This window comes from Waddlia chondrophila WSU 86-1044 (genome assembly GCF_000092785.1).
Lineage (GTDB): Bacteria > Chlamydiota > Chlamydiia > Chlamydiales > Waddliaceae > Waddlia > Waddlia chondrophila.
The window spans coordinates 91,595-115,394 of record NC_014225.1 but is presented as its reverse complement, the minus strand read 5'-3'; the positions used below and the strand labels follow the sequence as shown (position 1 = coordinate 115,394).

Genomic DNA, 23,800 nt, shown 5'->3' with positions numbered 1-23,800 from the left:
TACATAGATGCGCATTAGTGATTATCTCAATCCCAAAACCGAGCTCAACACCTGGGCCAATTTCAAAGAGTTGAATTGGAAGCAGGAAGGGATTATTCTGCTAGTCTCCACAATTGCAGCAGTCATTTTTCCCTTATATGGTGGATTTGTCGCATTTCGAGCCTTAACTCATCACTTTTACAACGTTTCTAAATCCACCTCTAATCCAGAAGCTGCAATAGTCAGCTCTCAGGGAAAACAGAAGTTAGAGTCCACCTCCACTTTAAAGACCCCAATCACCGGCTCTCAAAAAAGTCAGAAACCGGTAGCTGAATGGAAAAAAATGATGTACAAAGGCTTTTCAAGGCAGTTGGACAACATAGGGTATCAACACGGCACGGCCGAAGAAAGCGGCGACTGTTTCTTCGACGCGGTTGCTCAAGAACTCGATAGACTAAAACCCGGCAGCCATTTTACAAAGAAAAAAATTCGTGAAGACATTAAAAAACACTTAGAAACCTGCGGCCATGACCGTTATCGAAACTTGCAAGAAACAGACGTAGAGCACACCTACGAAGAATTTTGCCAACGCATCGGACTCTGCACAGGGGAGATCACTGAAGGAGCGCCTATCTGGGGCAACAAAACCTGTCTGCAACTCATTGCTGATATCTATCACGTCAACATAGAAGTGTTTAGCGTCATGGCTTTTGAGCTTTCTCTTTTTGATGGAATGGACGAGAAGTACAAAGATTTTGAAAAATATCAATACCAACGCAAAGATGACACAGGATATGAACTTTGCTCAGAAATAACACGCGACACCATTCGTCCAAATGATGGAAAAGCGGAGGAAACAATCCGATTAGGGAACCTGGCAAGAGGAGTCTGGGGCCATTATATTCCTGTAACTAAAAAAAACTAGCGCTCCTAAAGCCAACGTGTAAAAAATTCCCCTCTTCATATATAGTTAAGGCGCGTCATCAATTTAGCTAAACATTTCAGGAATTTTAATCGTATGATCCAATTGATCGACTCCCACGCCCATCTTTCCAGCTCACAAGTTTGGCCTGAGATCAATGAGATCTTAAAGCGTGCAGAAGAAGCCTCTGTCAGTCACATCGTGAATATCTGCACAGATAAAGAGACGCTGGAAAAAGGAATAGAGCTATCCAAGCATTACCCCTGGATTTATCATACAGCTGCTACGACACCACACGATGTGGAAAAGGAAGGAGATCTCTATTTTTCCTTTATAGCCGAACATGCTCGTCAAGGATCGCTTGTCGCCATTGGAGAAACGGGTCTTGACTACTACTATGAACACTCTCTGAAGGATATTCAGAAGAAATTTCTTATCAAATATCTACATCTCGCTTTGGAAACCAGCCTACCGGTAGTGATCCATTGCCGCGACGCCTTTGCCGATTTTTTCGAGATTCTGGATGCCGAGTACAGAGTTGACGGCCAGCATGCCCCGGGTGTGCTGCACTGTTTCACTGGGACAATGCAAGAAGCAGAGGCTGTTCTTGAAAAAGGATGGTTCCTCTCCTTAAGCGGAATTGTGACATTTAAGAAAAGCGAGGAACTTCGCGAGGTGGCAAAAATCGTTCCTTTGGAACAGCTGGTGATCGAAACAGACACTCCCTATCTTGCCCCTCAAAAACACCGTGGAAAACGCAACGAGCCCAGCTATTTGCCAGAGACAGCTCAATACATTGCCGATATCAAAGGGATCTCTTTAGAGGAGCTCTCTCTTGCAACATACAACAACGCAAAAACACTTTTTAAGTTATCATGAAACATGCAATACGATACATCGACCGAGACACTGGCAAACTGGAGCAAGAGAAGGTATTTGGCGAGAAGGCGATCCACTTCCTCTATAATCATGCTGTTGGCTCTAAACTGAATCGATGGATTGCACGCTCTTCTTTGGTTTCTAAAGCATTCGGTTGGTGGCAAAAAAGGCTTTGGACCAAGAGCCGTGTTATCCCCTTTATTGAATCCTATAAAATAGACGCATCGGAATTCTTACATTCTCCCGAAACATTCAGTTCTTTTAACGATTTTTTTATCCGAAAGCTTAAACCAGAAGCGCGTCCGATCGATCAAAGAAAGGAAACGGGTGTGATGCCGGCCGATGCCCGCTACCTCTTCTTTTCCAACATCGCGCAAACAGATGGATATGTGATCAAAGGAAGAAAATTCAATCTCCAGGCCCTGCTGCAAAATGGAGAGCTTGCTGAACGGTACACCAGGGGATCAATGGTGATTGCCAGGCTTTGCCCGACGGACTACCACCGGTTTCATTTCCCTGTCGACTGCATCCCCACCCCCCCTTCACTCATCAATGGACATCTTTACTCCGTTAACCCTTTAGCACTAAGGAAAAATATCAGGATCTTTACCGAAAACAAACGAATGATTACACATCTTGATTCGCAAACGTTTGGGAAGGTATTGTTTATTGAGGTGGGAGCGACAAATGTCGGAGCGATCCATCAAACGTTTACGCCTGGCCGCTCTTATCAAAAAGGGGATGAAAAAGGGTATTTTTCATTTGGAGGCTCCTCAATCATCATTCTTTTTGAGCCGGAGACGATCATTTTTGACGAAGATCTAGTGAAAGCTTCCCAGCAGCGGATCGAAATCCGCTGCTTAATGGGGCAATCAATGGGCATTGCCTCTAACGGCTCCTCGCTTTGCTAAGCAAGCGCAAAAACTCAATATAGAGCCAAATTAACGTGACCATCAAAGCAAAGCTGCAATACCATTCCATGTATTTTGGAAGACGGTATTGGGCGCCTTGTTCAATCAAGTCAAAATCCAACACAAGATTGAGTGCTGCAATCACAACAACAAACAAGCTGAAGCCGATACCAAGTGCGCCATTGCCGTAAATAAACGAAAGGTTCACTCCAAAAAAGCTGAGAACAATGGCGATGAAGTAGACAATAGCGATCCCTCCTGTAGCAGCAACCACGCCAAGCTTAAATCCCTCCGTAGCCTTGACCATCCCTGAGCGATAAGCCACCAACATTGCGAGCATTGTTCCAAATGTAAGCGCCGTTGCCTGCACAACAATTCCTGGATAGCTTGCCTCAAAAATAGAGGAGATTCCTCCAATAAATAACCCTTCGGCAAAAGCGTAGAGAGGGGCAGTGACGGGAGCCCACTCTTTTTTAAACACAGTGGCAATTGCCAACCCCAAACCTCCCAGCAAGCCGACCCACATCCAGGTTTGGACTGCCGCAGGATTACCTCCCGATTGAAAAAATTGCATCCATGTCCATCCGGCAGAAATCAAGAGGCATAACAGAAGAAGCCCAGTTTTGTTGACCACGCCTTGAATGGTCATTTCTTCGCCTTGAGCTGCAACACCCGACCGCCTAAACGTTTCAGGCTGCAATGTAGGATTTGAAGATCTCATCGCTATTTCTCCTTAAATTAGAATCTGAAAGGTGATGATAACACATCAAATCAATTGTTCCCTAGTTGAATTAAACCCCTTTCTGCTGTAAAATTTATTTCTCCTCATTACAAAATATAACCACGTGTATTGCAATGATCAGTTTTTTCAAGAAATTATTCGGAACAGCACAAGACCGCATTGTCCGCCGCTACTCGAAACTCGTCTCCAAAGTCAACGAATGGGATGAAAAATACAAATCGTTAAGCGATGAACAACTACAAGCAAAAACTGACGAATTCAAGCAGCGCTTGAAAAGTGGTGAATTGCTGGACAATTTGCTGCCCGAAGCGTTCGGAGCGATCAAAAACGCCTGCCGTCGCCATGTGGGAACTGAAGTGCATGTCTCCGGTTATCACCAGCAGTGGGACATGGTCCCCTATGATGTTCAGATCATCGGCGCAATTTCTCTGCACAATGGCAACATTTCTGAAATGCACACGGGAGAGGGAAAAACGCTGACGGCCATCATGCCTCTTTACCTCAACGCCCTGACAGAAAAGCCCGTGCATTTGGTCACCGTCAACGACTACTTGGCTGCACGCGACTGCGAATGGGTGGGATCTATTTTGCACTGGATGGGAATCTCAACAGGGGCTCTGACCAACGACACCCCACTGGAAGAGCGCCGTGAGCTCTATAAAAAGGATGTCGTCTACGGCACTGCCTCAGAATTTGGTTTCGACTATCTGCGCGACAACTCCATGGCTAAACGCAAAGAGGAACTCGTCCAAAGAGGACACTATTACGCCATCATCGATGAAGTCGATTCCATCTTGATCGATGAAGCCAGGACGCCGCTGATCATTTCCGGGCCCGCTCCTGAAAGCCGGCAGATGTACGACGAGCTCAAAGCAGGCGTTTCGGAATTGGTGCGCCGGCAACGCGACCTCTGTTCAAAATTGGCTTCCGAGGCAAAAAAAGTGATCGACCTAGGCGATCGTTCAGAAGCACAGGACAAATCGCAAACAAAAGAGGAAAAACAAAGAGAAGAAGAAGCGTTCCGCAAGCTATGGTTAGTCAGCAAAGGAACTCCGCGCAACAAGATTCTCAAACGCATTAGGGAAAACCCCGATGCGCGTGCAGCCATTGACGAATGGGATCTCTATTATTATTCGGACAGCAACAAAGAAGAAAAGGCGGAGAAGCTTTCTGAGCTGTACGTCGTCGTTGATGAGAAAAGCAGTGAATACGAGCTCACCGACAGGGGAATTGCGATGTGGCATGAGTTCACCCATGGAGATGGCCAAGGCGAAGATTTTGTCATGCTGGACATCAGTGAGGAATATCTAAAAATCGATCTCGACAATTCTCTGACCGACGAAGAGAAAATGCAGAAACGCTTGGAGATCCAGGAAGAAGACGCAAAACGCAAGGAACGTGCACACAATTTGCGCCAAATGCTGCGGGCTCATCTCTTGATGGAAAAGGATGTCGATTACATTGTCCAGGACGAAAAAATCGTCATCATTGATGAAAATACAGGCCGCCCTCAGCCAGGCCGCCGTTTTTCTGACGGCTTGCATCAAGCGATTGAAGCGAAAGAGGGGCTAAAAATTCAAAAGGAAACGCAAACCTACGCAACAATTACCCTGCAAAATTTCTTCCGCATGTACGAAAAACTGGCAGGAATGACAGGAACAGCGATCACCGAAGCTGGAGAATTCAAACAAATTTACAAAATGGAGGTGTTGGAAATTCCAACCCACCGTCCCTGTATCCGCAAAGACTTTAATGACGAAATCTACATGACGGAACGGGAGAAGTACAACGCAATCCTTAAAGACGTCAAGGAAATCCACGAATTAGGACGCCCCATTTTGATCGGAACAGAATCGGTCGAAGTTTCCGAAAAGCTTTCCCGCATCTTCCGTCAGAACAAACTAGAGCACACCGTTCTCAATGCGAAAAATCACATGAAAGAGGCGGAAATCATTGCTGAGGCGGGCCGCAGAGGTGCAATCACCATCGCTACAAACATGGCAGGCCGCGGAACAGATATCAAATTGGAAAAAGGGATCGCTGAATTAGGGGGGCTTTATGTCATTGGAACAACTCGGCACCAGTCGCGGCGCATTGACAGACAGCTAAGAGGGCGTTGCGCCAGGCAAGGAGATCCTGGATCTTCCCGTTTCTACGTCTCGTTTGAGGACTCTCTGTTACGCTTATTTGCCTCTCCGCGGATGACTCAGATCCTGAAAAAATTCCGCCCGCCCGAGGGAGAGCCCATTTCAGCAACAATTTTGAACAAATCGATCGAAACGGCGCAAAAAAGGGTAGAACAGCGCAACTACACAATCCGCAAGCATACCCTGGAATACGACGATGTCATGAACAAGCAAAGGCAGGAAATCTATGAATTTCGGAACGATATCCTGCAAACGGATTTAATTGAAGAAGTTGCCTGCGAATTGATCGAACACGTCTGCGTTGATGCCGCTGAAGAGCATTTCCATAGCCGTACAGATGAACAGGGCTGGGATCCTGAGGGCTTCCGCAACTGGATCATGACACAATTTCCGGTCTCTTTTGAAGAGGGAGAATTCGACGATGATCACTCCGACACTGAAGAGCTCGCCCAAAAAGCAGTCAATGTAATTATCGACGCATTCCGCAAGCGATTGGAAAACGAAAACGCCAAAGTGGCCTACGACCTTCCCGAAGGGGTGCAAGCACCCTCCAAGCCGGCCAACGAAGCGCTGCGCCATCTGATGATCAGAAAAATTGACAAGGACTGGAAAGAGCATCTATTAACCATGGATCACTTGAGATCCGATGTCAACATGCGGGCAGTCGGCCAGCGAGACCCTCTGATGGAGTTCAAACATGAAGCGTTTCGCCTGTTCGATCTGTTTGGGAAGAAAGTGCGCAAAGAGATCACGCATGATCTCTTCCGTTTTGAAATTATTGCTCCCGAAGCACAAGAGATCGAGCAGCTTCTCAACCGTCTTCAAATGGAGCGTAACCGCTCTTTCCTAAGCGATTTTGGAGAACAGGTGCCGAAATCTATAACGGAAGGAGCCCCTTCCCCCATGCCTTATGAAGCGATGAAGCCAACAGAGTTCAATCAACAAGAAGTTGAAAAAGAGCTACCGGTAACTGTTCCTCCAAAAACGGGGCGCAATGATCCTTGTCCTTGCGGCAGCGGAAAAAAATATAAAAAATGCTGCGGCATCCATCAGGCTGACGAATAATGAGCCCTTTTCTCTCCAATATTGGCAGTGCGCTTGCTCATGAGAATTCATTCTCCGCATCGAAAAGCAAAACAGGCGAATGGCGCGTAAAAAGGCGATCTCTATGGAATCGGTTTTTTTTCTGGAAAGATCGCGATTACCACCTCAAACGGATCGGACAAATTGCAAAAGTACTGAACCAAGAGATTCGCGATCTTCCAAGAATGAAGATCTCAGCAGCTGTCAAAGATGATTCCCTGAAAGTTGCAAGAAAATTCCTCAGATCTTTAAATCCTCAACAACTCTCTGAGCCTCATGTCAGCGATTGCTGCCGTCAGCTGTTGGCAGCAAAGCTCGGCGTTGAGGTTGGAGTTTTTTCTGCAAATCCGGAATTTGAAGAGTTTGCATTAAAAAGCCATCTCGAACGTTATTTATCTGACTACGACCATGAGATCCGCGTCAATCCTGAGAACCAGCAAATCTCTTTGATGTTTGAAGGAAAATATCAAACCTGGGAAGTGATCAAAGATCAAATAGATCTGCTGCCTCTTCCGGGAAAAAACCACCCTGATAATCCCAGGCAAATGTGGCTGTATGGGCAAAACGGAGTTCAAAAGCGGGATATGTATGCTTGGACTAAACTTACCCCTTATAAAGTAGTCAAACCTGATTGGGGAAACCGTTATCTATTTGAGTTTACAGTATGCTGTAATCCTTCATTTGGTTTGAATGGCGATCACTCTTGGTTGGAGTTGAAAACGCCTCAAGGGGAGATTTACTCAGTAGGCCTTTATCGTCCGGGAAAAACCCGTTCTATTGATACCTTTCACACCCCTTTAAGAGTCAAAAAAGGTTACTTGATGTCGCCTGATGTCAGCGTGTGGTGGCCAACTCCTATCCATCGCATCCCCGTTGAAATCACTAAAGAGCAGTTCGAAAAGATTAAAACATCGATCGAATCTGACAAAATGAATGAAGAAAATCGGCACTTTCAACTCTTCAATGGAAATTGCCAAGAGTATGTCAATGAAAAAGCTAAGATTGCAGGAATTGATTTAAAAACTTCCACTTTTGTCTTAAGGAACATCACCCCAATAAAATGGCAAAAAATCTACGATAAAACAATGAGATATCTACCCAAACTGGTTCACAAAATTTTCTATATCTCAGCAACAATTTTCTTAAATATTCTTCATTGGATCTTAGGTGGATCTATTGTCGATAAAGATTTGAAAGTCAAAGGGGTCGAAGTAAAACCCTTGATTCGCTCTTTCCGCGATCTTTTTAACCCTCAAAAATTGTATTTCCACCCGCCTCGTTACACAGGACTTATTCTCAAGAAAGAGATCGAAGAGTGGAGAATGCAGGAGGGTCCGGAATCCTCGAGGCGTTATCGCCTTCCTTCCGAATGCCTTATGAGCTCTTAGAACCTGGCAGCGATCATTATTCCCCTTGTAAATCGGAACGGCCCAAAGACACCCAGCCGAAAAAGAGGGCGGGGAGGGCTAAAAGAACATAAAGATACCAATAATCGGCGCTCCAGGAAAGCGTCAACGTCCCATGATCGGAAAAAATTAGAAGCATCAATCCAAATAAAAAAAAGAGCGAACCGGCAGAAAGCATTCCCAAAGGAAGCACCACCTGTCGCATGTCATTTTTTGCTTCATCTAATTCAGGCACCTCTTCTGCGGCTGAGTCCCCTTCGATCTGATAGGGGGATTCAAGAGCATCCAGGTCCTCTTCCTCTTCGATAATTTGATAAGGAGGCGCAAGCACATTTTGTTTTCCATCCTTTTCAATTGCCGGTCCCAGATAGACGGAACAATAGGGACAGTTCTCCTCTTCAAACGAGACGCGTCCTTCACAGTTCCAGCAGAGCTTTTTCTTTTGCTTTGTGCTCATATGCCTACGATGTGTTAAATTTTTTTTATTTATTAATTCTTACGTTTTCATGCAAGGACGATTTCTTCTAAACTTTGCCATATTCATCTTTTTACAGCTACACCTAAGTAGTCAATCCTAGATAAATCCTTGATGAGCAAGAACTTATCTAGGGGTGAGTATTTAAAAGAAATATTTTTAAAAAAAATCGAGGTATAAGTATCGATCACAGAGATTTTTTTTTTCAGATTCTCTTAAAACCTCTTTCCAATAAGCAATCTTTCCAACCTGTTTTGTTTCTTCGTATAATCTAATTAATCCTCCGACAGCTTCCATATAAGGAATTTGGCTTGCAACATTTTCAAGTATTTTTATCGCATTTTCTTCGTCCATCTTCAACTTGTATACACCTGGATAACTCCAAAGCAATGCCATATGCATGGATATCTCTAAGGGAGGATCAACAGCTTTTTTTGCGGCAATAGAGTAAGCATCAAATTCTTGTTCAATATCACAACCCAATATACCGTAAGCATATCCAAGATAGGCTTCATGCTTCCAATCCTTATCCCATTTGTTTGGATATACCTGCCTTATTTTTTTAATGAGATTAAGCGCATATTCTTGGATATCAAAATCGAAATTCTCATTTTCCAGCAACAATTTTGACAAGGCCATAGCTTTCTTGAAGGAGAGCAGCTTTATTAAATCCTCCACAGAGTAGTGATTAACTATCTCTTCTAGATGTTCTCTGTTCATTAAATTTTCTATATCATTCATTTGTTTCCGCAATCAAGACAGATCATCTAACGGAGGAAGGCGGGATTCATCTTCGTTAATATTTTCCAAAATTCGCTCCCAGTAATCTTGTTCTTCCTGATTTCCAATAGATTTATACAAACCTCTTAACAAGCTAACCCCTTCATAATAGTTCTTGTTCGATAGGGCTTGTTTGACAAGTTCTATAGATTCCTTCTCTGTTATGGGTGGTATTCCTGGTGCCCAACAACAACCTGCTATGGCAATTAACAACTGAGGAGGAGTTGGAAAAGGAGCTTTTTTAATTGCCTTTTCATAAAATTTGTACCGTTTATCATAATTTGAAATTATATCATACACATATCCTAAAAAAGCATCATATTTCCAACTAAAATTCCATTCGTCTGGATATTTCCTTCTTAACTCTTCCAATATTTTTGCTGCATATTTTTGAAGTTCTTCATCCCACTCTTCATTATTCAACATTTCTTTTGACATTAAAATCGCACTATCAAAATTCATTGTTTCAATTAAATTCTTTGGACTACTTATCTTGGATATATTTTTTAATTCCTTATATTTGTAATTAATTGTCATTTTATAGCAACCCATGCATCTTTTAAGAAAAATAATTCATTTCCAACTTGTGTTTCGAACACAGCTTGTACTTCAAAATTATTAATAATAATCTTGTAATCAGATCTTATTATCTTTCCATTATAAAACTCTCTAGTTCTAAGAATGTTTTTTTCAGATAAAATACCAGATTCCTCAAGAAGAGAAGATACTTTTGCAAAATCTTCTGCTTTGTTTCCGCTAAGTTTTACTAATTTATCCCATGCATGTTTTTTTTGCATAACATGAGGAATTACATTAGCATTTTTTGGAACAATCTTTCCCGACTTATACCAATCATGTTTCAAAATTAAATTTTCAAATGAGGAAGCATTCGGAATTTAAGCCAGATGCAGTCGACACATCAAACAGTTCAACTCGAATGAGTTGGACGATGCATGAATTTTAATTTTGAAACATGAATCGGTATAAAGCCATAAAGTATGCTAAAAGAGCCCGATCTTTTGGCCGTTGAGGAATACGCAAAAATCATCTATCATAAAAGGAAGTTTATAAAGAGGAACGATATAAGATGAGCCACAAACAGCATTTTTTTGATCTCGCAGTCATCGGAGGAGGACCCGGCGGATATCCCGCAGCAATCAAAGCCGCTCAAAACGGTAAAAACGTCGCTCTCATTGAAGCCGGCCAACTAGGCGGCACCTGTTTGAACCGCGGATGCATCCCATCAAAGGCCCTGATCGCCGGAGCAGAAATGCTGCACAACATCAAGAATGCTGAAGAATTCGGCATCCATGTGGAAAACCTCTCTTTCGACTTTAGAAAAATGGTCAATCGCAAGGATAAAGTCGTTGATAAAGTACGCAACGGACTGGAAGGGTTGATTGCAGCTAATAACATCTCTCTCTTTAAAGGATATGGCAAGTTCATCACTCCCCGAAGAATCAAGATCACCGGCGAGGACAACTGCGAAATCACTGCGGAAAAAACGATTATCGCCACAGGCTCCGAACCTAAAGAGATGCCGGCATTCCCTTTCGATCATAAACAAATCCACGACTCCACCTCGATGCTGGAAATCGAAACGCTTCCCAATCATCTCGTGATTGTCGGAGGAGGCGTCATCGGATGCGAATTTGCCTCTTTATACGTAGAGTTCGGAGTAGAAGTGACTATTCTGGAGGTTCTGCCTCGCATCATTCCGATGGAGTGCAGCAGCGTCTCTAACGCTCTGGCTAAGGCATTCAAAAAGCGGGGAATCAATATCCGTACAAATGTCTTTGTCGAATCGATCGACAAAAAGGAAAAAGGAGTCTGCGTCAAACTAGCCGGTGGAGAATCGATCGATGCAGATATGGCTTTGGTTGCAACAGGAAGAAAACTTAATATTCAAAAGATTGGATTGGAAAACGCAGGCGTTGTCGTCAACGATCAGGGGTTGATTCAGGTCAACGACCGCATGGAAACCTCCGTACCGGGAATTTACGCAGTTGGAGATATCGCATCCCGCTGGTGGCTGGCACACGTAGCCTCCCATCAAGGGGTTGTCGCAGCCAGCAATGCAGTGGGACAGCCGATGAAAATGCACTACAACGCCGTTCCCTCCGTGATTTTTACCCATCCTGAAATCGGCACCGTAGGGTATACGCTGGAAGACGCTATCAATCAAGGATATCGTGCAACCCTCGGAGCATTCCCCTTCCAGGCTCTTGGAAAATCTCAAGCAGCCTTCCACACGGATGGTTTTGCCCAAATTGTGATTGACAAAGAGACTGGCCAAGTACTCGGCGCACAAGTGGTCGGACACGAAGCCTCCACCCTTGTTGCCGAAATGGGCATTGTGATCGCAAATGAGATGACTGTCGATGAAATCACACACACCATCCATGCTCATCCAACAATTGCAGAAGTATGGCTGGAAGCTGCCTATGTTGCAAATGAAGAACCTTTACACTTGCCTCCAGCAAAAAAAAGAATGGCAAGAACATGAGCATCATCAGGAAATTCGATACACGGCCCGCGGTCAAAAAGAAGCTGAACAAACTCCCTCCCAACCCCGAAACTCCCGACCGCTCTAAAGCAGTGGGGCCTGGGCGCTTCCCCTCTTGGCTGCACCGAAAACTCCCCAAAGGAGGCAACCTCTGGAAAACCGACGCTATCTTGGAAGAGCAAAGGCTGCACACAGTCTGCGAGGAAGCAAAATGTCCCAATCTACTTGAATGCTGGAGTAAAAAAACGGCAACGTTCCTCATTATGGGAAAAGAGTGCACGCGCAGCTGCGGTTTTTGCGACATCGATTTTTCCAAAAACCCGAAAAGCTTGGAAGATGACGAGCCGCAAAGAGTCGCCGAATCGGTGAAACAACTTGGCCTTAAACATGTTGTCATTACAATGGTCGCCCGCGACGATATCCCGGACCAAGGAGCTGCACACATCGCAAAAGTGATCTCAGAAGTCAGGAAAACGTCTCCTAGCTCAACCATAGAGATCTTAACCTCAGACTTCTCTGGACAGCAAGAAGCCTTAGATGTTATCATCGATTCCCAACCGGAGATCTTCAACCATAACATAGAAACTGTCAGGGAGCTTACACCGCGTGTCAGACATGTTGCCACCTACGACAGAACCCTCGGGGTTTTAGACTACGTCAGCCGCAAGAAAAAAGGTAAAACCCGCTTTGTCAAGTCGGGAATTATGCTTGGACTGGGTGAATCAGAAGAACAAATAAGGAAAACTCTCGGCGACCTCCATCAAGCGGGATGCGATATCGTCACAATGGGTCAGTACCTGCAGCCCAACCGACAAAAGCTTGTTGTTAAAGAGTTTGTAACTCCGGAAACATTTAAAGCATATGAAAATTATGGCAAATCGATCGGAATTCTATACATGTTTTGCGGACCATTTGTCAGATCCAGCTACAATGCAGGACAAGTTTTTCAGGAAGTTAAGCAGCCATGAGTCAACCATTCGAAGAATTTCCTCTCCAATCAGCAACTGATGCATTGATCCTGATGCACAGAGACGTGCATTTCGGCGGCAGCTTTAATGTCATGCTCAACTACTACGAAGGAGGAGGCAAAGGAATTTCCGATATGTTCGAGATCTCCCAGATCAGGCGTTTGGCACAGCTCGAACAGGCGTCGGGGAGCAACATCGCCCCTTCCATACTCAACGGGGCAGACGCTGAAAAAATCGCAGAAGCAAAAAAAGCCTATCAACAGCTAAAAGATCTATTCGATAAACGCGGCAACGAGTTTCACTATCCCCAACTGATCGCTTCTTTGATCCTCTCAGAAGAGGAAGAGCCGGCAGAGGAGATCGAGGCAATTGTCAAAGAGAAAAATGCCATTGTTCCATCTCTTCTTGAAGTGCTTAAATCGGAAAAATTTTACGATCCTTTATTTCCCGGTTACGGTCTAGCCCCTTCTTTAGCTGCAAAGTGTTTAGGCCTCATTGGCGACAAACGGGCAATCATCTCCCTATTTGAAGAAATTGGCCGTAGAGATTTCGACCATGAGGACTCTCTTCTGCAAGCAATCAAAAAGATTGGAAAACCTGCAAAAGAATTTTTAATCACTGTTGTTCGAGGCATGCCGGTCAACGAAGACAACGAGCACGCGGCGATTGCCCTTGCAGCTTTCAAAGAAGACCCTGATGTCGCTGAAGCGTGCTACGACCTATTACATCAAATCAATTTCGATCCTCTTCTTCCTCTGACACATTATTTAATTTTTGCGTGCGAAGGCTTGCAGGACGAGGAGAAGCGGGAATTTTTACGGAAAATGATGAACACTGCCGGTGTTTCGAAAGACCTTGCGCTTGATATCAGATCCATTGCGGACAAGTGGAGTTGAATCTTTGAAGCCGATCTTACTTTTTTTAATGATTTCCGCTTTTTGGAATATCGAAGGACAGGCTTGTATGAAGGATCGTATCATCGATGCAGACAAAGCTTGGGGCATTCATCAAATTGATAGTTTCCATTTTACTCCCCACGGAGGCTTTGCCTTTCTCAACGATGGATCTTCCTGGAAAATCAATCCGGCCGAATCAGAGTGGATTAAAGAGCATGAACCGCTGCTGCTCAATACCCCTTTGACCATCATGCCTGAAGCCGGAGCCGAACACTACCCCCTTAGAGTCATTATTCACTCAGAAAGAGAGCATGGATGGGTCGACTTTACAGTCGAGTACCTGTCTCCTCCTAACGAAAAGGAAGCGTCCTATATTCTCAAGCAAAGCGAGGATTGCCTAGAAATTTCAATACCGCTGCAAGAAACGGCCATTCAATTGACACTTTTAATCAACCCGCACGATTTCAAAACCTTGGAAAAATGGAAGAAGGGACAAAAGGTCATGATTGGCGGTGCATGGCTGCCGGAGTATGACATCAATGGGCCTAAAGATTATAACTGTGACTACCCATATGTGTTATTCAATTATAATGCGGGAAATTACGTTTTTTTTACCATTATCAGTGATCATGCAAAATAGCATCGGTATCATTTTGTTATATTTTTCCAATTGTGTTATACCGATCATTATTGGAAAATGTATAGATTTTTGAGTTCATTATCATCGAGGCCCAGAAAAATTCATGAGCGTTAAACAGTTTCAACGACTTATTCCACAAATTCTTTTCATTGTCATCTCTTTGTCTCTTTTGACAGGCTGCGAAAAGCGCAAAACAATTGTCAACGGTTTAGATGAAAGAGAAGCAAATGAAATTGTCGTCTTCTTGTCCAACGAAGGGGTTGACGCCGCTAAAGTTAAAAGCGCAGAAGGCAGCGGCGGTGGAGGGTCGAAGATCGCTCTATGGGATATCAGCGTACCTGAAGAACAAGCGATAGAGGCAATGTCTATGCTGAACCGGGCGGGATTGCCAAAGAGAAGCGGACAGAGTTTACTGGGGATTTTCTCCAATACCGGTCTTGTCCCTTCGGAGATGCAGGAAAGAATCCGCTATCAAGCTGGCCTTGCCGAGCAAATTGCCAGCACAATCCGCAAATTCGACGGCGTTCTTGACGCTGAAGTGCAAATTTCCTTTCCCGAGGAAGACCCGCTCAATCCTGGACAAAAGAAAGGAGAGATCACCGCTTCAGTCTATGTCAAGCACTCCGGTGTCCTCGACGACCCTAACACGCACGCAATTACCAAAATCAAACGTCTAGTAACGGGAGCAGTCACAGGACTGAAATACGACAATGTTACGGTGATTGCTGATCGGGCGCGATTTGCAGACTTTCCGATCGGCCTTCAAAGAGCACGGGATGAAGACAAGGAGTACGTGAGTGTTTGGACAATCATTGTTGCAAAAGAGTCTCTGAACAGATTCCGCCTCGTGTTTTTCTCCTTTACGCTGCTGCTTCTCTTCCTGATCCTAGCGTTTGTATGGATCAGCTGGAAAATTTCCCCTTTAATCAAAGAAAACGGCGGTTTTTCCTCTCTGTTTTCCTTATCTCCAATGACCTCGAAAAAGAAAAAAAAAGAGAAGAAGAGAGAAAATGAGGAAGGGGCTGAAGAGGGAAGCGAAGAGGAACCTATAGAAAAGGAATCTGAAGAGGAAAAAGAAGAAGAAGGAGAAGAGCCTGAAGAAGACACTTCTCCTACGGACGTCACTTGAAATCCAGGTAAAACGTGCAGGATAGAAGCCCTACTTATTTACGTCTACTTTTGAACCGCTACCATAAGGGGCCTCATGAGGCTGTACTGGCACCTTTCCCTAAAGAAAAAGCAAAGCTGGTCTCCGAGCTCCCTCTTAGGACAAGCGATATCGAGGCTATCTTATATGCTCCCCTGGAAAACCTAAATAGGATCCATTATTCGTGGATGCTTGACACTTTGAAAAAGATCCCAAAACCATCTGTGCTCTATCTTTTGGCAATGATTCAAAAGGAAAAGGCAGAAAAACTGAAAGCAGCACTGGGAATCAAAAGCAAGATCCCTTCCCTATCTCCATTAATGAGGAAATTTATCCTTAAATACTTAGCAAACGACATCCCTTTTAAAGACACACCTCCTTTCTCCCATATTCTCGAATCCGAGCTCAGCACTCTTGCACATTTGCAAAAACAGGAATTGATCCAGTTGATTGATTTTTTAGGCTTATACGACCTCTCTGAAGAGATCCATAACATTGTCGATAAACGGCTGCTCGAAAAGATCTATAACGCTCTGACTCCAAAGAAAAAATCCTATGTAAAAAAGTGTCTTCTTTCAAAAGAAAAGCTGGTGACTAACCGGCTGAATTTGGAATACTGGGATGGAGATCCCGAAAAACTCTCGAAACTGATCCATCACAGAGGGATGGTACGCCTTGGCTACGCATTGTGCAATCAGGACAACAACTTAATCTGGCACATCACTCATATTCTCGATTCCGGAAGGGGAAAAAAGCTTTTACGCTACATCAACGACAAGGAAATTCCCGGAGTAACGAAAACGTTAAGAGAACAGGTTCTAGATGTGATGGCATTCTTTAAAAAAGGCAGCAAGCAGTGAGTAAAAAATTTTTCAGTCTGATCCATGGGGGAAATATCCACATCGCCCCTGAAACGAAAGTCATACCAGCAGAAGCTCTGTCAACATTGGTCGATGCGCAAGAGGTATTGGCCGCAGTGGAAAAGGACGCTGAACTCTATAAAAAAGAGGTTGTCACAGAAATCGAGAAGCTCAAAGCTCAAGCTCAGCAAGAAGGCTTTGAACAAGGATACTCCGAGTGGATGGAAAAAATTGCTTCCTTGGAAGAAGAGATTAGAAAAGTGCGCAGCGACATGCAAAAGGTCATTATCCCAATTGCTTTAAAAGCTGCTAAAAAAATTGTTGGCAAAGAAATTGAAGCCTCTGAAAAAACAGTCGTCGACATCATTGCCAACTCCTTGAAAGCTGTCTCTCAGCACAAAAGAATCAAAATTTACGTGAATGCAAAAGAATTCGATACAGTTGAGAAAAGCAGAGAACAAATTAAAAAAATTTTTGAAAACCTGGAAGCTCTCTCGATCCTTCCGCAAGATGACGTTGACTCGGGAGGCTGCATCATCGAGACAGAGGGCGGCATTATCAATGCCCAGCTGGAGAATCAATGGATGATCCTGGAAAATGCTTTTCAAAAACTTGTGAATACACAACCCACCGCAGTGGGAATCACCGGCGATTCTGAAATGCAAAAGGCAAAGGATGCGAAATGAAGAAAAAACTGTTATTCAGCCTTAAACTTTTCGTCATTATTGGCATCCTTTGGATTTCTCCCAACCAACTGATCTTACAAAAAATTCATGCAGCCGAAAGCTATGAAAACTTGATCGCTCAATCACCTCCGCGGACAACGACATCGCCACAGCAAGCTGCACCTCCTCAACAACAGTCGATCCAGGCAAATATTTTAGACAACTATGAAGATTTCAAAAAACCTTCGCTCATTACCCAAGCGGCCGTTCTGACGATTTTGTCTATGCTTCCTTTTATTGTCATGATTCTCACATCTTTCATGAAGATTGTGATTGTTCTTTCGCTTTTACGAAACGCGTTGGGCGTGCAGCAAGCTCCGCCAAACCAAATCATCAACGGCGTCGGTCTGATGTTAAGCATGTTCATCATGTATCCAACCGTCGTGGAAATGTATGAAGTCTCGCAAAAAGCCACTCAGGAGATGCAAGCTCCAGATTCCGTTATTTCCTCTGGTTCTTCCACATATATTTTAACCATTGCCGATGCAACAAAAGAGCCTCTAAGAACGTTTCTCATTGATAATTCCAGTGTGCGCCACCGAGCCCTTTTCTTTCGCATGGCCTACAAAGTGCTGCCTGAAAAATACCGCCCGAACCTAAAGCCGGAAGACTTTATTATCGTCGTTCCTTCGTTTATCACTAGCCAACTAAAAGATGCGTTTGAAATTGGTGTCCTGATCTACATTCCCTTTTTTGTCATCGATCTTGTCACCTCAAACATTTTGCTGGCAATGGGGATGATGATGCTTTCGCCTGTCACCATCTCGATGCCGCTGAAGCTGTTCTTGCTCGTGATGCTTGATGGTTGGACATTGCTGGTTGAAGGTCTGGTAAATACCTTTAGGTAAAGGATTGAGATATGTTTCAAACTCAAGTCGTACAACTTGCTTATCAAGGGATGCTTCTTATCCTCATTTTATCGGCTCCCCCGATTTTGATTAGCATGTTCTTTGGTCTGATGGTTGCCATCTTCCAAGCCGCGACACAGATTCAAGAACAAACGCTGTCATTCACCGTTAAGCTCGTAGCGGTTACTCTGACTCTGATGTTCTTAGGAGGTTGGCTAGGTGCACAAATCATGTCATTTTCTATCAATATCTTTACCAACTTCCCGAGATGGAGCGTAGGGGGAGTCTAATTGACCGATAATTACTGGGAATTTTTTCTAAACAGCTCTCTCAGCATCGAAGATCCCGGGGCTGTTTTTATTTTACTCTTTTTGTTTTTGGCTCGGATACTGCCAATCATCGCCCTTTCTCCTTTTTTCGGTGCACGCGTTCTTCCCCATCCAGTTAAGCTTGCTTTTGCCATCTCTCTTTTTGCCATTTTTGTCCCTCACCTGCTAGTCGTCACACAATCTAAGCTAAGCTTCACCCCTCTTTCTCTTGCTCTTTTTGCCAAAGAGCTGTTTGTAGGATATCTTATCGGATTTTTGATCAGCATCCCTTTTACTATTGTCCAAACTGCCGGCATGCTGATTGACCACCAAAGAGGCGGCGCTAGCTTAATGGTAAACGATCCTACCATTCAGAATCAGTCCTCTCCTCTGGGAACGATGTTCAATATGGTGTTAATTTATATCTTTTTTATGATCGACGGACCCTTTTATTTTATTGACGCAATTAACACTTCTTACTCTGCAATTCCACCCGATCGATTTTTTAATCCACAGTTTTTTGACAAGAGTTCCGCTTTTTCTGAGATTGCCTTTCAATTGTTAAATAATGCCATGGTTCTTGCCATCCAATTTGCTTCTCCTGCTTTAATTGCGATCTTGATGACTGATGTCTTTCTTGGCATTGCCAACCGCCTGGCAACTCAAGTCCAAATCACTTTCCTTGGGCTCCCACTCAAATCTTTATTGGGGCTGACGTTAATCACAATCGGATGGAAAGTACTTATCAATCAAATGGCCGAAGACTCCCATAGATGGATGAACGTGATCGACAGAGTTTTAATCATCTTCGATATAGGTCGTCAGTGATATGAAAGGCGCAATCATTATCCTCGATGGAAGCCCGAGTGTAGGTAAATCAACCATCGCCAAAGAGATCCAGGAAATTGCCGAAGAGCCCTACTATTATTTGCCTATTGATGAATTCGTGAACAAACTTCCCTCCCGTTGGATCCACTTCACAGATGACTTGACCGATATTGAAGGGATTGGGTTCCACCCAACGACTGATAGCGAAGGAAACGCAGAGATCAAATTTAAGGCCGGCCCTTTGGGAGAAAAATTGATCAGAGGCTATATCAACGCTGTGAAAGGATTTTCCAAAGCTGGAAATCATGTTGTAGCTGACGCCATCATCACCGATCTAAAGTGGCTGGATTGGCTGACAAAGCAACTATCACAGTACCCTGTTGTTTTCATCGGCCTTCACGCACCGCTTAAGGTATTAGAACAAAGGGAAAAAGAGAGGTTTGAGCTCCAAGGAACCGCGAGAGGGCGATATCAAGAGGTCTATGGGATGAAAAAGCCTTACGACTTAGAAATCGACACATCCTTGATCTCTCCGAAAGAAGCTGCTGTCAAAATCCTAAATAAATCAAAAAAAAGTTAATGAGACATTGAAGCTTTTCGCAGACGCTCGCGTATCGTTCTCCATAGACCTTCATTGGGAAAATCCCAGTCGATGAAAGCTTCTTGCACTCCATCTGTATCCAATGCTCTCAAAACCGAATAGAGATTGCCGGCAACAATTTCCGGCTCCGACAAATCTCCAAGAATATACAGCGCAGTAGAATGGGGATATTTTCGATCGGAAAAACCGATGACGACACCGGTTTGATCCTTGCCCAATGGCTTCAAAACTGCATTTGGTGCATAATGTTTGTAGTGCTGGCCAGGACATATCGGTTTGGCTGTTCTCTCTGAAAAATCTGGAGCATAGCCAAGAACTAAAGCGATTTCTTCTGCCGTTACAGCGCCTTCGCGTGCAATCACCCACCTTGTATCGCGGAAGATCATAATGGTCGATTCAACTCCCTGCTGACATTTTCCTCCATCGAGCACAGGAGCTGCATCTTGGAAATCATCAATCACATGCTGCGCAGTCGTTGCTGAGGGACGCCCTGAAAGATTCGCAGATGGCATGACCAACGCTCCTGTTTCTTCCAAAACTTGACGAGTTTTCGCATGCGATGGAATTCGTACAGCAACTGTCGACAGCCCGGCACGTACAGCTTCAGGCACCATCTCCTTATTTGCATCAATAATCAGCGTCAAAGCTCCGGGCCAAAAAGCTTCCGCCAGACTCTCAAAGCCCGGAGGAAAAGTTGTGACGTAAGAGCTAAGCTGTTCAATTTTGCCCACATGGACAATCAGAGGATTATCGGAAGGCCGCCCTTTAAGGGAGAAAATTTTTTTGATTGCTTCGGGAAACTTGAGAGAAGCTGCAAGGCCGTAGACAGTCTCTGTAGGCAGAGCAACTACCTCTCCCGATAAAAGCATTCGAATGGCTTGCCTGCTATCAATACGCATGGAGCTTTTGAATCACTGATTTTAACGCATTGACAAAACGATCGACATCATTCCGATGATTATAGAGAGCAAAAGAAGCACGGGTCGTACCAGCGAGATTAAACCTTTTCATCAGAGGTTGGGTGCAATGGTGGCCAGTTCGAACGGCAATCCCCTGGAGATCTAAAAATGTTCCCAAATCAAGATGGTGGATTCCATCGACAACGAAACTGATAATCGCAGCTTTATTCCGAGATCGGCCAATGATCTGCAAGCCATCTATCCCTTTAAGCTGCTCTTCAGCGTAAACGAGCAATTGATGCTCCCATTCTTGGATGTTTCTCATACCGATCCCCTCGAGATAATCGATGGCAGCTCCCAGGCCGATCACCTCTGCGATCATCGGGGTTCCCGCTTCAAATCTTAAGGGAGCTTTTTGATAGGTCGTTTTTTCAAATGCCACCTTGTCGATCATATCTCCGCCGCCCTGGCAAGGAGGCAGCTGATTGAGCAGCTCCTCTTTTCCGTAAAGAATTCCGATCCCGGTGGGACCAAAAGCTTTATGGACAGAAAAGGTATAAAAGTCGCAACCCAGCTCGGATACATTGACGGGAGAATGGGGAATTGCCTGCGCTCCATCGACCAAAACATGAGCGCCGGCTTCATGAGCATCGGCAACAATTGATTTGATGGGATTGACTGTTCCCAACGTATTTGAAACATGAGCAACAGCAACAAGCTTCGTTCTTTCCGAAAGCAAATGTCTGTATGCAACAAGATCCAGATCGCCATTATCTAAAACAGGAATCACTTTTAAAAGCGCTCCACGATCTTCGCAAAGGATCTGCCAGGGAACGATATTGGAATGGTGCTCCATTTCCGAAATGAGGATCTCATCGCCAGGCTGGATAAACGCTTTCCCATAGGAATAGGCAACCATATTGATCGATTCTGTATTTCCCCTTGTATAGACGATTTCATTCCCGGAACGCGCACCAATAAATGCCCGTGTTTTCTCGCGAACTTTTTGATACTCTTCTGTTGCGTGAGCTGCTAATTCGTAAATCGCGCGATGCACTGTTCCATAGCGGGATGTGTAGAAATGATTAATCGTATCAATCACGCACTGAGGTTTTTGAGCCGTTGCCGCCGAATCAAGATAAACGAGCGGCTTGCCATGCATCTGTTTGGACAACATCGGAAAGTCATTTCTCAAGTGAGAAAGATCATCTGCCATTACCAACCTTTTGTTATTTCATCCCTTACAACTGAGTCTTTGATCTGATCAATGATTTCCAAGTAGAACCCTTTAATCATCGTTTTCTGCGCCATCTCTTGGGAATATCCTCTGGATTTGAGATAAAACAGCTGTTCCTTATCCAATTGCCCCACTGTAGCACCATGAGAGGCTTTGACATCGTCGGCAAAAATTTCTAGATTCGGCTTACTGAATGCATTGGCTTTTTCCGACAATAGCAAATTGTTGTTTAACTGAAACGCATCGGTTTTCTGAGCCGCTTGCCTGACATAAATCTTTCCTTCGAAACTGCTGCGGCTCGCATCGTCCAACACCCCTTTGAAAAGCTGATTCGATCGGCAATGAGGAGCCTGATGGTCGATCAAGATATTGGTATGCGCCTCCCGATTTCCCTGCAACATCCAGAGACCGGACAAATTGACCTCTCCATTTTCTCCGGTTAGCACGGCTTTGTAATCGCTGCGCACGGTTTCTGATCCGTTTGTTAAGTTGACAGCAGTAAACCGGCTATCCCGTTTCAAAAAGCTGCGCGTCGTTTCCAATTGCCAATGAGCTTCCGGCATCCGGTGGTTGAGCTGATAGAGGGAAACATCCGCATTTTCGTCGATAGACAATTCAAAAGAAGCATTGCAAACACTGCCGCTGCTGAAAACATGAGGCGTTGAAACCAAAGTGATCCGAGATCCCTTTCCAGCAAACAAATGCAGACGAGGCTGTACAAGAGAAGAGGTTTCAGAACTGTGCACAGACAATATCTGTACAGGTTTTTCGATGATTGCATTGGGAGGAAGATACACAAACGCGCCTTTAGCTCCCAAAGCGGAATTCAGAACGGCAAAAGGATCGGTTTCCTCCTTGATCGCCTGCATCCAAGCCGGCTTAAGAAAACCGCCGTATGATTTTGCTGCACGCTCCAAATGGGAAACGATTAGACGGCCGCCAAGATCTTCTGTTGACGAAAGCTCAAGATCCAACTGGCCGTTGATCATAACTAGACATCTTTTTTTAAATCCAGGCAAAATCAACGTCTCAATCTCTTCTCGAGATCGTGTGCCCAAGGATGGCAGAGTCAGAGACTTTTCAAACAGTTTGCGCAGTTTAATCGACCGCCACACTTCCTGATTTTTCTGAGGAAGACCCACTGCTTGAAACCGGTCCCAAGCTTTCTGCCGGATGGTTTCCAAGGCAGCGTCCCCAGGAAGCAATTGATAGTGCCGTTTCAATTGTTCCTCGAAAAGAGTCATCCTGCCATCTCCTCTTGGATATTCTTGACAAGCCAATCGTAGCCTTCATTTTCCAGTTTAATTGCAAGTTCAGGCCCTCCGGATTCGATAAGTTTTCCATTAACCATCACATGAACTTTATGGGGACGGATATGATCAAGCAGCCGTTGATAGTGGGTGATCAAAATCAGCCCCATGTCATCATTCATCAAATGATTTACTCCACCGGCGACAGTGCGCATGGCGTCGATATCCAACCCGGAATCCGTTTCGTCAAGGATAGCAAGCGAAGGGTTGATCACAGCCATTTGCAGAATCTCATTCCTTTTCTTTTCCCCGCCGGAAAATCCTTCGTTAAGATTGCGCTGTTTGAATTCAGGACGAATATCCATTATTTTCATTTTCTCATCCAAAAGCTTCTCAAAATCCCCTTCTTCCAGCTCAGGCTGGTTCGAAGCCTTTTTAATCGCGTTGTAAGAAGCGTGCAAAAACTGCATATTGCTGACACCCGGGATTTCCACGGGATATTGAAAGCTCATAAACAATCCCAACTGTGCACGCTCATCAGGTTCCATTTCCAGAATGTTCTGCCCTTTGAACCATACCTCGCCTCCGGTAACCTCATAGGAAGGATGGCCTGCCAGCACCTTAGCCAAAGTCGACTTCCCTGCGCCATTTGGTCCCATAATCGCATGGATCTCCCCTGGATTCACTTCTAGATCAACCCCTTTAAGCAAGGGTTTTCCATCGATGGAAGCAGATAAATTTTTTATTTCTAATAACATTTCAA

25 protein-coding genes are annotated in these 23,800 nt (G+C 44.5%); 16 read left to right on the top strand and 9 right to left on the bottom strand.

What is annotated here, in order from left to right; genetic code table 11:
• The first annotated feature begins 7 nt into the window (after positions 1 to 7).
• The 3 genes from WCW_RS00515 to WCW_RS00505 all read left to right on the top strand — a co-directional run bounded on the left by WCW_RS00515 (position 8) and on the right by WCW_RS00505 (position 2,691).
• Positions 8 to 904, top strand: a complete 897-nt coding sequence (locus WCW_RS00515; protein WP_013181213.1) for an OTU domain-containing protein — start codon at positions 8 to 10, stop codon at positions 902 to 904.
• Between the two features lie 93 nt (positions 905 to 997).
• On the top strand, positions 998 to 1,780 hold the full coding sequence (locus WCW_RS00510) for a TatD family hydrolase (RefSeq protein ID WP_013181212.1): 783 nt from the start codon (positions 998 to 1,000) through the stop codon (positions 1,778 to 1,780).
• Entirely contained in the window at positions 1,777 to 2,691 is a 915-nt protein-coding gene (locus tag WCW_RS00505; RefSeq protein ID WP_013181211.1) for a phosphatidylserine decarboxylase, read from the top strand. Before WCW_RS00510 ends, WCW_RS00505 begins: the two co-directional genes overlap by 4 nt.
• Here the strand turns inward: WCW_RS00505 and WCW_RS00500 are convergent.
• Entirely contained in the window at positions 2,669 to 3,412 is a 744-nt protein-coding gene (locus WCW_RS00500) for a Bax inhibitor-1/YccA family protein (protein WP_013181210.1), read from the bottom strand. The two genes, WCW_RS00505 and WCW_RS00500, sit on opposite strands and share 23 nt — an antisense overlap.
• 134 nt (positions 3,413 to 3,546) lie before the next feature.
• Between WCW_RS00500 and secA the strand changes: the two genes are divergently transcribed.
• Positions 3,547 to 6,645 (top strand): preprotein translocase subunit SecA, encoded by a 3,099-nt coding sequence (gene secA / locus WCW_RS00495; RefSeq protein ID WP_013181209.1) that lies wholly within the window; start codon positions 3,547 to 3,549, stop codon positions 6,643 to 6,645.
• The gene (locus tag WCW_RS00490) at positions 6,645 to 8,051 is read left to right on the top strand and encodes a hypothetical protein (protein WP_013181208.1); all 1,407 of its coding nucleotides are present in this window, start codon (positions 6,645 to 6,647) and stop codon (positions 8,049 to 8,051) included. The genes secA and WCW_RS00490 overlap by 1 nt, the downstream gene beginning before the upstream one ends.
• Before the next feature lie 16 nt (positions 8,052 to 8,067).
• Here WCW_RS00490 and WCW_RS00485 read toward each other — a convergent pair whose 3' ends face one another.
• The 4 genes from WCW_RS00485 to WCW_RS00470 form a co-directional block, all read right to left on the bottom strand.
• Positions 8,068 to 8,526, bottom strand: a complete 459-nt coding sequence (locus WCW_RS00485) for a hypothetical protein (protein WP_013181207.1) — start codon at positions 8,524 to 8,526, stop codon at positions 8,068 to 8,070.
• A 177-nt stretch (positions 8,527 to 8,703) separates the two neighbouring features.
• On the bottom strand, positions 8,704 to 9,285 hold the full coding sequence (locus WCW_RS00480; protein WP_013181206.1) for a hypothetical protein: 582 nt from the start codon (positions 9,283 to 9,285) through the stop codon (positions 8,704 to 8,706).
• Between the two features lie 12 nt (positions 9,286 to 9,297).
• Positions 9,298 to 9,861, bottom strand: a complete 564-nt coding sequence (locus WCW_RS00475) for a hypothetical protein (protein WP_013181205.1) — start codon at positions 9,859 to 9,861, stop codon at positions 9,298 to 9,300.
• Positions 9,858 to 10,187: a hypothetical protein gene (locus WCW_RS00470; RefSeq protein ID WP_013181204.1), complete on the bottom strand. Its 330-nt coding sequence runs from the start codon at positions 10,185 to 10,187 to the stop codon at positions 9,858 to 9,860. Before WCW_RS00470 ends, WCW_RS00475 begins: the two co-directional genes overlap by 4 nt.
• A 224-nt stretch (positions 10,188 to 10,411) precedes the next feature.
• Here WCW_RS00470 and lpdA point away from each other — a divergent pair, with 224 nt between their 5' ends.
• From lpdA to WCW_RS00415, 11 genes are all read left to right on the top strand, one after another.
• Positions 10,412 to 11,830 (top strand): dihydrolipoyl dehydrogenase, encoded by a 1,419-nt coding sequence (lpdA, locus tag WCW_RS00465; RefSeq protein WP_013181203.1) that lies wholly within the window; start codon positions 10,412 to 10,414, stop codon positions 11,828 to 11,830.
• Positions 11,827 to 12,798, top strand: coding sequence for a lipoyl synthase (gene lipA / locus WCW_RS00460; RefSeq protein WP_013181202.1), 972 nt, complete (start codon positions 11,827 to 11,829; stop codon positions 12,796 to 12,798). Before lpdA ends, lipA begins: the two co-directional genes overlap by 4 nt.
• Positions 12,795 to 13,694 carry a hypothetical protein gene (locus tag WCW_RS00455; RefSeq protein WP_013181201.1) on the top strand — a complete coding sequence of 300 codons (900 nt, stop codon included), beginning with the start codon at positions 12,795 to 12,797 and terminating at the stop codon, positions 13,692 to 13,694. Before lipA ends, WCW_RS00455 begins: the two co-directional genes overlap by 4 nt.
• A gap of 4 nt (positions 13,695 to 13,698) precedes the next feature.
• Complete coding sequence (locus tag WCW_RS00450) at positions 13,699 to 14,334, top strand: hypothetical protein (RefSeq protein ID WP_041941431.1); 636 nt, start codon at positions 13,699 to 13,701, stop codon at positions 14,332 to 14,334.
• A gap of 103 nt (positions 14,335 to 14,437) precedes the next feature.
• Positions 14,438 to 15,463: a type III secretion system inner membrane ring lipoprotein SctJ gene (gene sctJ, locus WCW_RS00445; protein WP_013181199.1), complete on the top strand. Its 1,026-nt coding sequence runs from the start codon at positions 14,438 to 14,440 to the stop codon at positions 15,461 to 15,463.
• Positions 15,464 to 15,477: 14 nt separating this feature from the next.
• Positions 15,478 to 16,341, top strand: coding sequence for a hypothetical protein (locus WCW_RS00440; protein WP_013181198.1), 864 nt, complete (start codon positions 15,478 to 15,480; stop codon positions 16,339 to 16,341).
• A complete protein-coding gene (locus tag WCW_RS00435) occupies positions 16,338 to 17,027 on the top strand; it encodes an HrpE/YscL family type III secretion apparatus protein (RefSeq protein ID WP_013181197.1) in 690 nt (229 codons plus the stop codon). The genes WCW_RS00440 and WCW_RS00435 overlap by 4 nt, the downstream gene beginning before the upstream one ends.
• Positions 17,024 to 17,914, top strand: a complete 891-nt coding sequence (sctR, locus tag WCW_RS00430) for a type III secretion system export apparatus subunit SctR (RefSeq protein ID WP_013181196.1) — start codon at positions 17,024 to 17,026, stop codon at positions 17,912 to 17,914. The genes WCW_RS00435 and sctR overlap by 4 nt, the downstream gene beginning before the upstream one ends.
• Before the next feature lie 11 nt (positions 17,915 to 17,925).
• Positions 17,926 to 18,204, top strand: a complete 279-nt coding sequence (gene sctS / locus WCW_RS00425; RefSeq protein ID WP_013181195.1) for a type III secretion system export apparatus subunit SctS — start codon at positions 17,926 to 17,928, stop codon at positions 18,202 to 18,204.
• A complete protein-coding gene (locus WCW_RS00420; RefSeq protein WP_013181194.1) occupies positions 18,205 to 19,050 on the top strand; it encodes an EscT/YscT/HrcT family type III secretion system export apparatus protein in 846 nt (281 codons plus the stop codon).
• 1 nt (position 19,051) lies between these two features.
• Positions 19,052 to 19,630: a chloramphenicol phosphotransferase CPT family protein gene (locus tag WCW_RS00415; protein WP_013181193.1), complete on the top strand. Its 579-nt coding sequence runs from the start codon at positions 19,052 to 19,054 to the stop codon at positions 19,628 to 19,630.
• Here WCW_RS00415 and WCW_RS00410 read toward each other — a convergent pair.
• Genes WCW_RS00410 through sufC form a run of 4 tightly spaced genes read right to left on the bottom strand, consistent with a single transcriptional unit; the run spans position 19,627 to position 23,795 of the window.
• Positions 19,627 to 20,550: an L-threonylcarbamoyladenylate synthase gene (locus tag WCW_RS00410; RefSeq protein ID WP_013181192.1), complete on the bottom strand. Its 924-nt coding sequence runs from the start codon at positions 20,548 to 20,550 to the stop codon at positions 19,627 to 19,629. The two genes, WCW_RS00415 and WCW_RS00410, sit on opposite strands and share 4 nt — an antisense overlap.
• On the bottom strand, positions 20,540 to 21,766 hold the full coding sequence (locus WCW_RS00405) for a cysteine desulfurase (protein WP_013181191.1): 1,227 nt from the start codon (positions 21,764 to 21,766) through the stop codon (positions 20,540 to 20,542). The genes WCW_RS00410 and WCW_RS00405 overlap by 11 nt, the downstream gene beginning before the upstream one ends.
• On the bottom strand, positions 21,766 to 23,031 hold the full coding sequence (gene sufD / locus WCW_RS00400) for a Fe-S cluster assembly protein SufD (RefSeq protein WP_013181190.1): 1,266 nt from the start codon (positions 23,029 to 23,031) through the stop codon (positions 21,766 to 21,768). Before sufD ends, WCW_RS00405 begins: the two co-directional genes overlap by 1 nt.
• Positions 23,028 to 23,795 carry a Fe-S cluster assembly ATPase SufC gene (gene sufC, locus WCW_RS00395; RefSeq protein ID WP_013181189.1) on the bottom strand — a complete coding sequence of 256 codons (768 nt, stop codon included), beginning with the start codon at positions 23,793 to 23,795 and terminating at the stop codon, positions 23,028 to 23,030. The genes sufD and sufC overlap by 4 nt, the downstream gene beginning before the upstream one ends.
• Between the last annotated feature and the right edge of the window lie 5 nt (positions 23,796 to 23,800).

What these genes read in the sequence shown, in the direction of transcription:
- WCW_RS00515 (WP_013181213.1), top strand. Translation starts at nt 8, where the DNA reads ATGCGCATTAGTGATTATCTCAATCCCAAAACCGAGCTCAACACCTGG.
- WCW_RS00510 (WP_013181212.1), top strand. Translation starts at nt 998, where the DNA reads ATGATCCAATTGATCGACTCCCACGCCCATCTTTCCAGCTCACAAGTT.
- WCW_RS00505 (WP_013181211.1), top strand. Translation starts at nt 1,777, where the DNA reads ATGAAACATGCAATACGATACATCGACCGAGACACTGGCAAACTGGAG.
- WCW_RS00500 (WP_013181210.1), bottom strand. Translation starts at nt 3,412, where the DNA reads ATGAGATCTTCAAATCCTACATTGCAGCCTGAAACGTTTAGGCGGTCG.
- secA (WP_013181209.1), top strand. Translation starts at nt 3,547, where the DNA reads ATGATCAGTTTTTTCAAGAAATTATTCGGAACAGCACAAGACCGCATT.
- WCW_RS00490 (WP_013181208.1), top strand. Translation starts at nt 6,645, where the DNA reads ATGAGCCCTTTTCTCTCCAATATTGGCAGTGCGCTTGCTCATGAGAAT.
- WCW_RS00485 (WP_013181207.1), bottom strand. Translation starts at nt 8,526, where the DNA reads ATGAGCACAAAGCAAAAGAAAAAGCTCTGCTGGAACTGTGAAGGACGC.
- WCW_RS00480 (WP_013181206.1), bottom strand. Translation starts at nt 9,285, where the DNA reads ATGAATGATATAGAAAATTTAATGAACAGAGAACATCTAGAAGAGATA.
- WCW_RS00475 (WP_013181205.1), bottom strand. Translation starts at nt 9,861, where the DNA reads ATGACAATTAATTACAAATATAAGGAATTAAAAAATATATCCAAGATA.
- lpdA (WP_013181203.1), top strand. Translation starts at nt 10,412, where the DNA reads ATGAGCCACAAACAGCATTTTTTTGATCTCGCAGTCATCGGAGGAGGA.
- lipA (WP_013181202.1), top strand. Translation starts at nt 11,827, where the DNA reads ATGAGCATCATCAGGAAATTCGATACACGGCCCGCGGTCAAAAAGAAG.
- WCW_RS00455 (WP_013181201.1), top strand. Translation starts at nt 12,795, where the DNA reads ATGAGTCAACCATTCGAAGAATTTCCTCTCCAATCAGCAACTGATGCA.
- sctJ (WP_013181199.1), top strand. Translation starts at nt 14,438, where the DNA reads ATGAGCGTTAAACAGTTTCAACGACTTATTCCACAAATTCTTTTCATT.
- sctR (WP_013181196.1), top strand. Translation starts at nt 17,024, where the DNA reads ATGAAGAAAAAACTGTTATTCAGCCTTAAACTTTTCGTCATTATTGGC.
- sctS (WP_013181195.1), top strand. Translation starts at nt 17,926, where the DNA reads ATGTTTCAAACTCAAGTCGTACAACTTGCTTATCAAGGGATGCTTCTT.
- WCW_RS00415 (WP_013181193.1), top strand. Translation starts at nt 19,052, where the DNA reads ATGAAAGGCGCAATCATTATCCTCGATGGAAGCCCGAGTGTAGGTAAA.
- WCW_RS00410 (WP_013181192.1), bottom strand. Translation starts at nt 20,550, where the DNA reads ATGCGTATTGATAGCAGGCAAGCCATTCGAATGCTTTTATCGGGAGAG.
- WCW_RS00405 (WP_013181191.1), bottom strand. Translation starts at nt 21,766, where the DNA reads ATGGCAGATGATCTTTCTCACTTGAGAAATGACTTTCCGATGTTGTCC.
- sufD (WP_013181190.1), bottom strand. Translation starts at nt 23,031, where the DNA reads ATGACTCTTTTCGAGGAACAATTGAAACGGCACTATCAATTGCTTCCT.
- sufC (WP_013181189.1), bottom strand. Translation starts at nt 23,795, where the DNA reads ATGTTATTAGAAATAAAAAATTTATCTGCTTCCATCGATGGAAAACCC.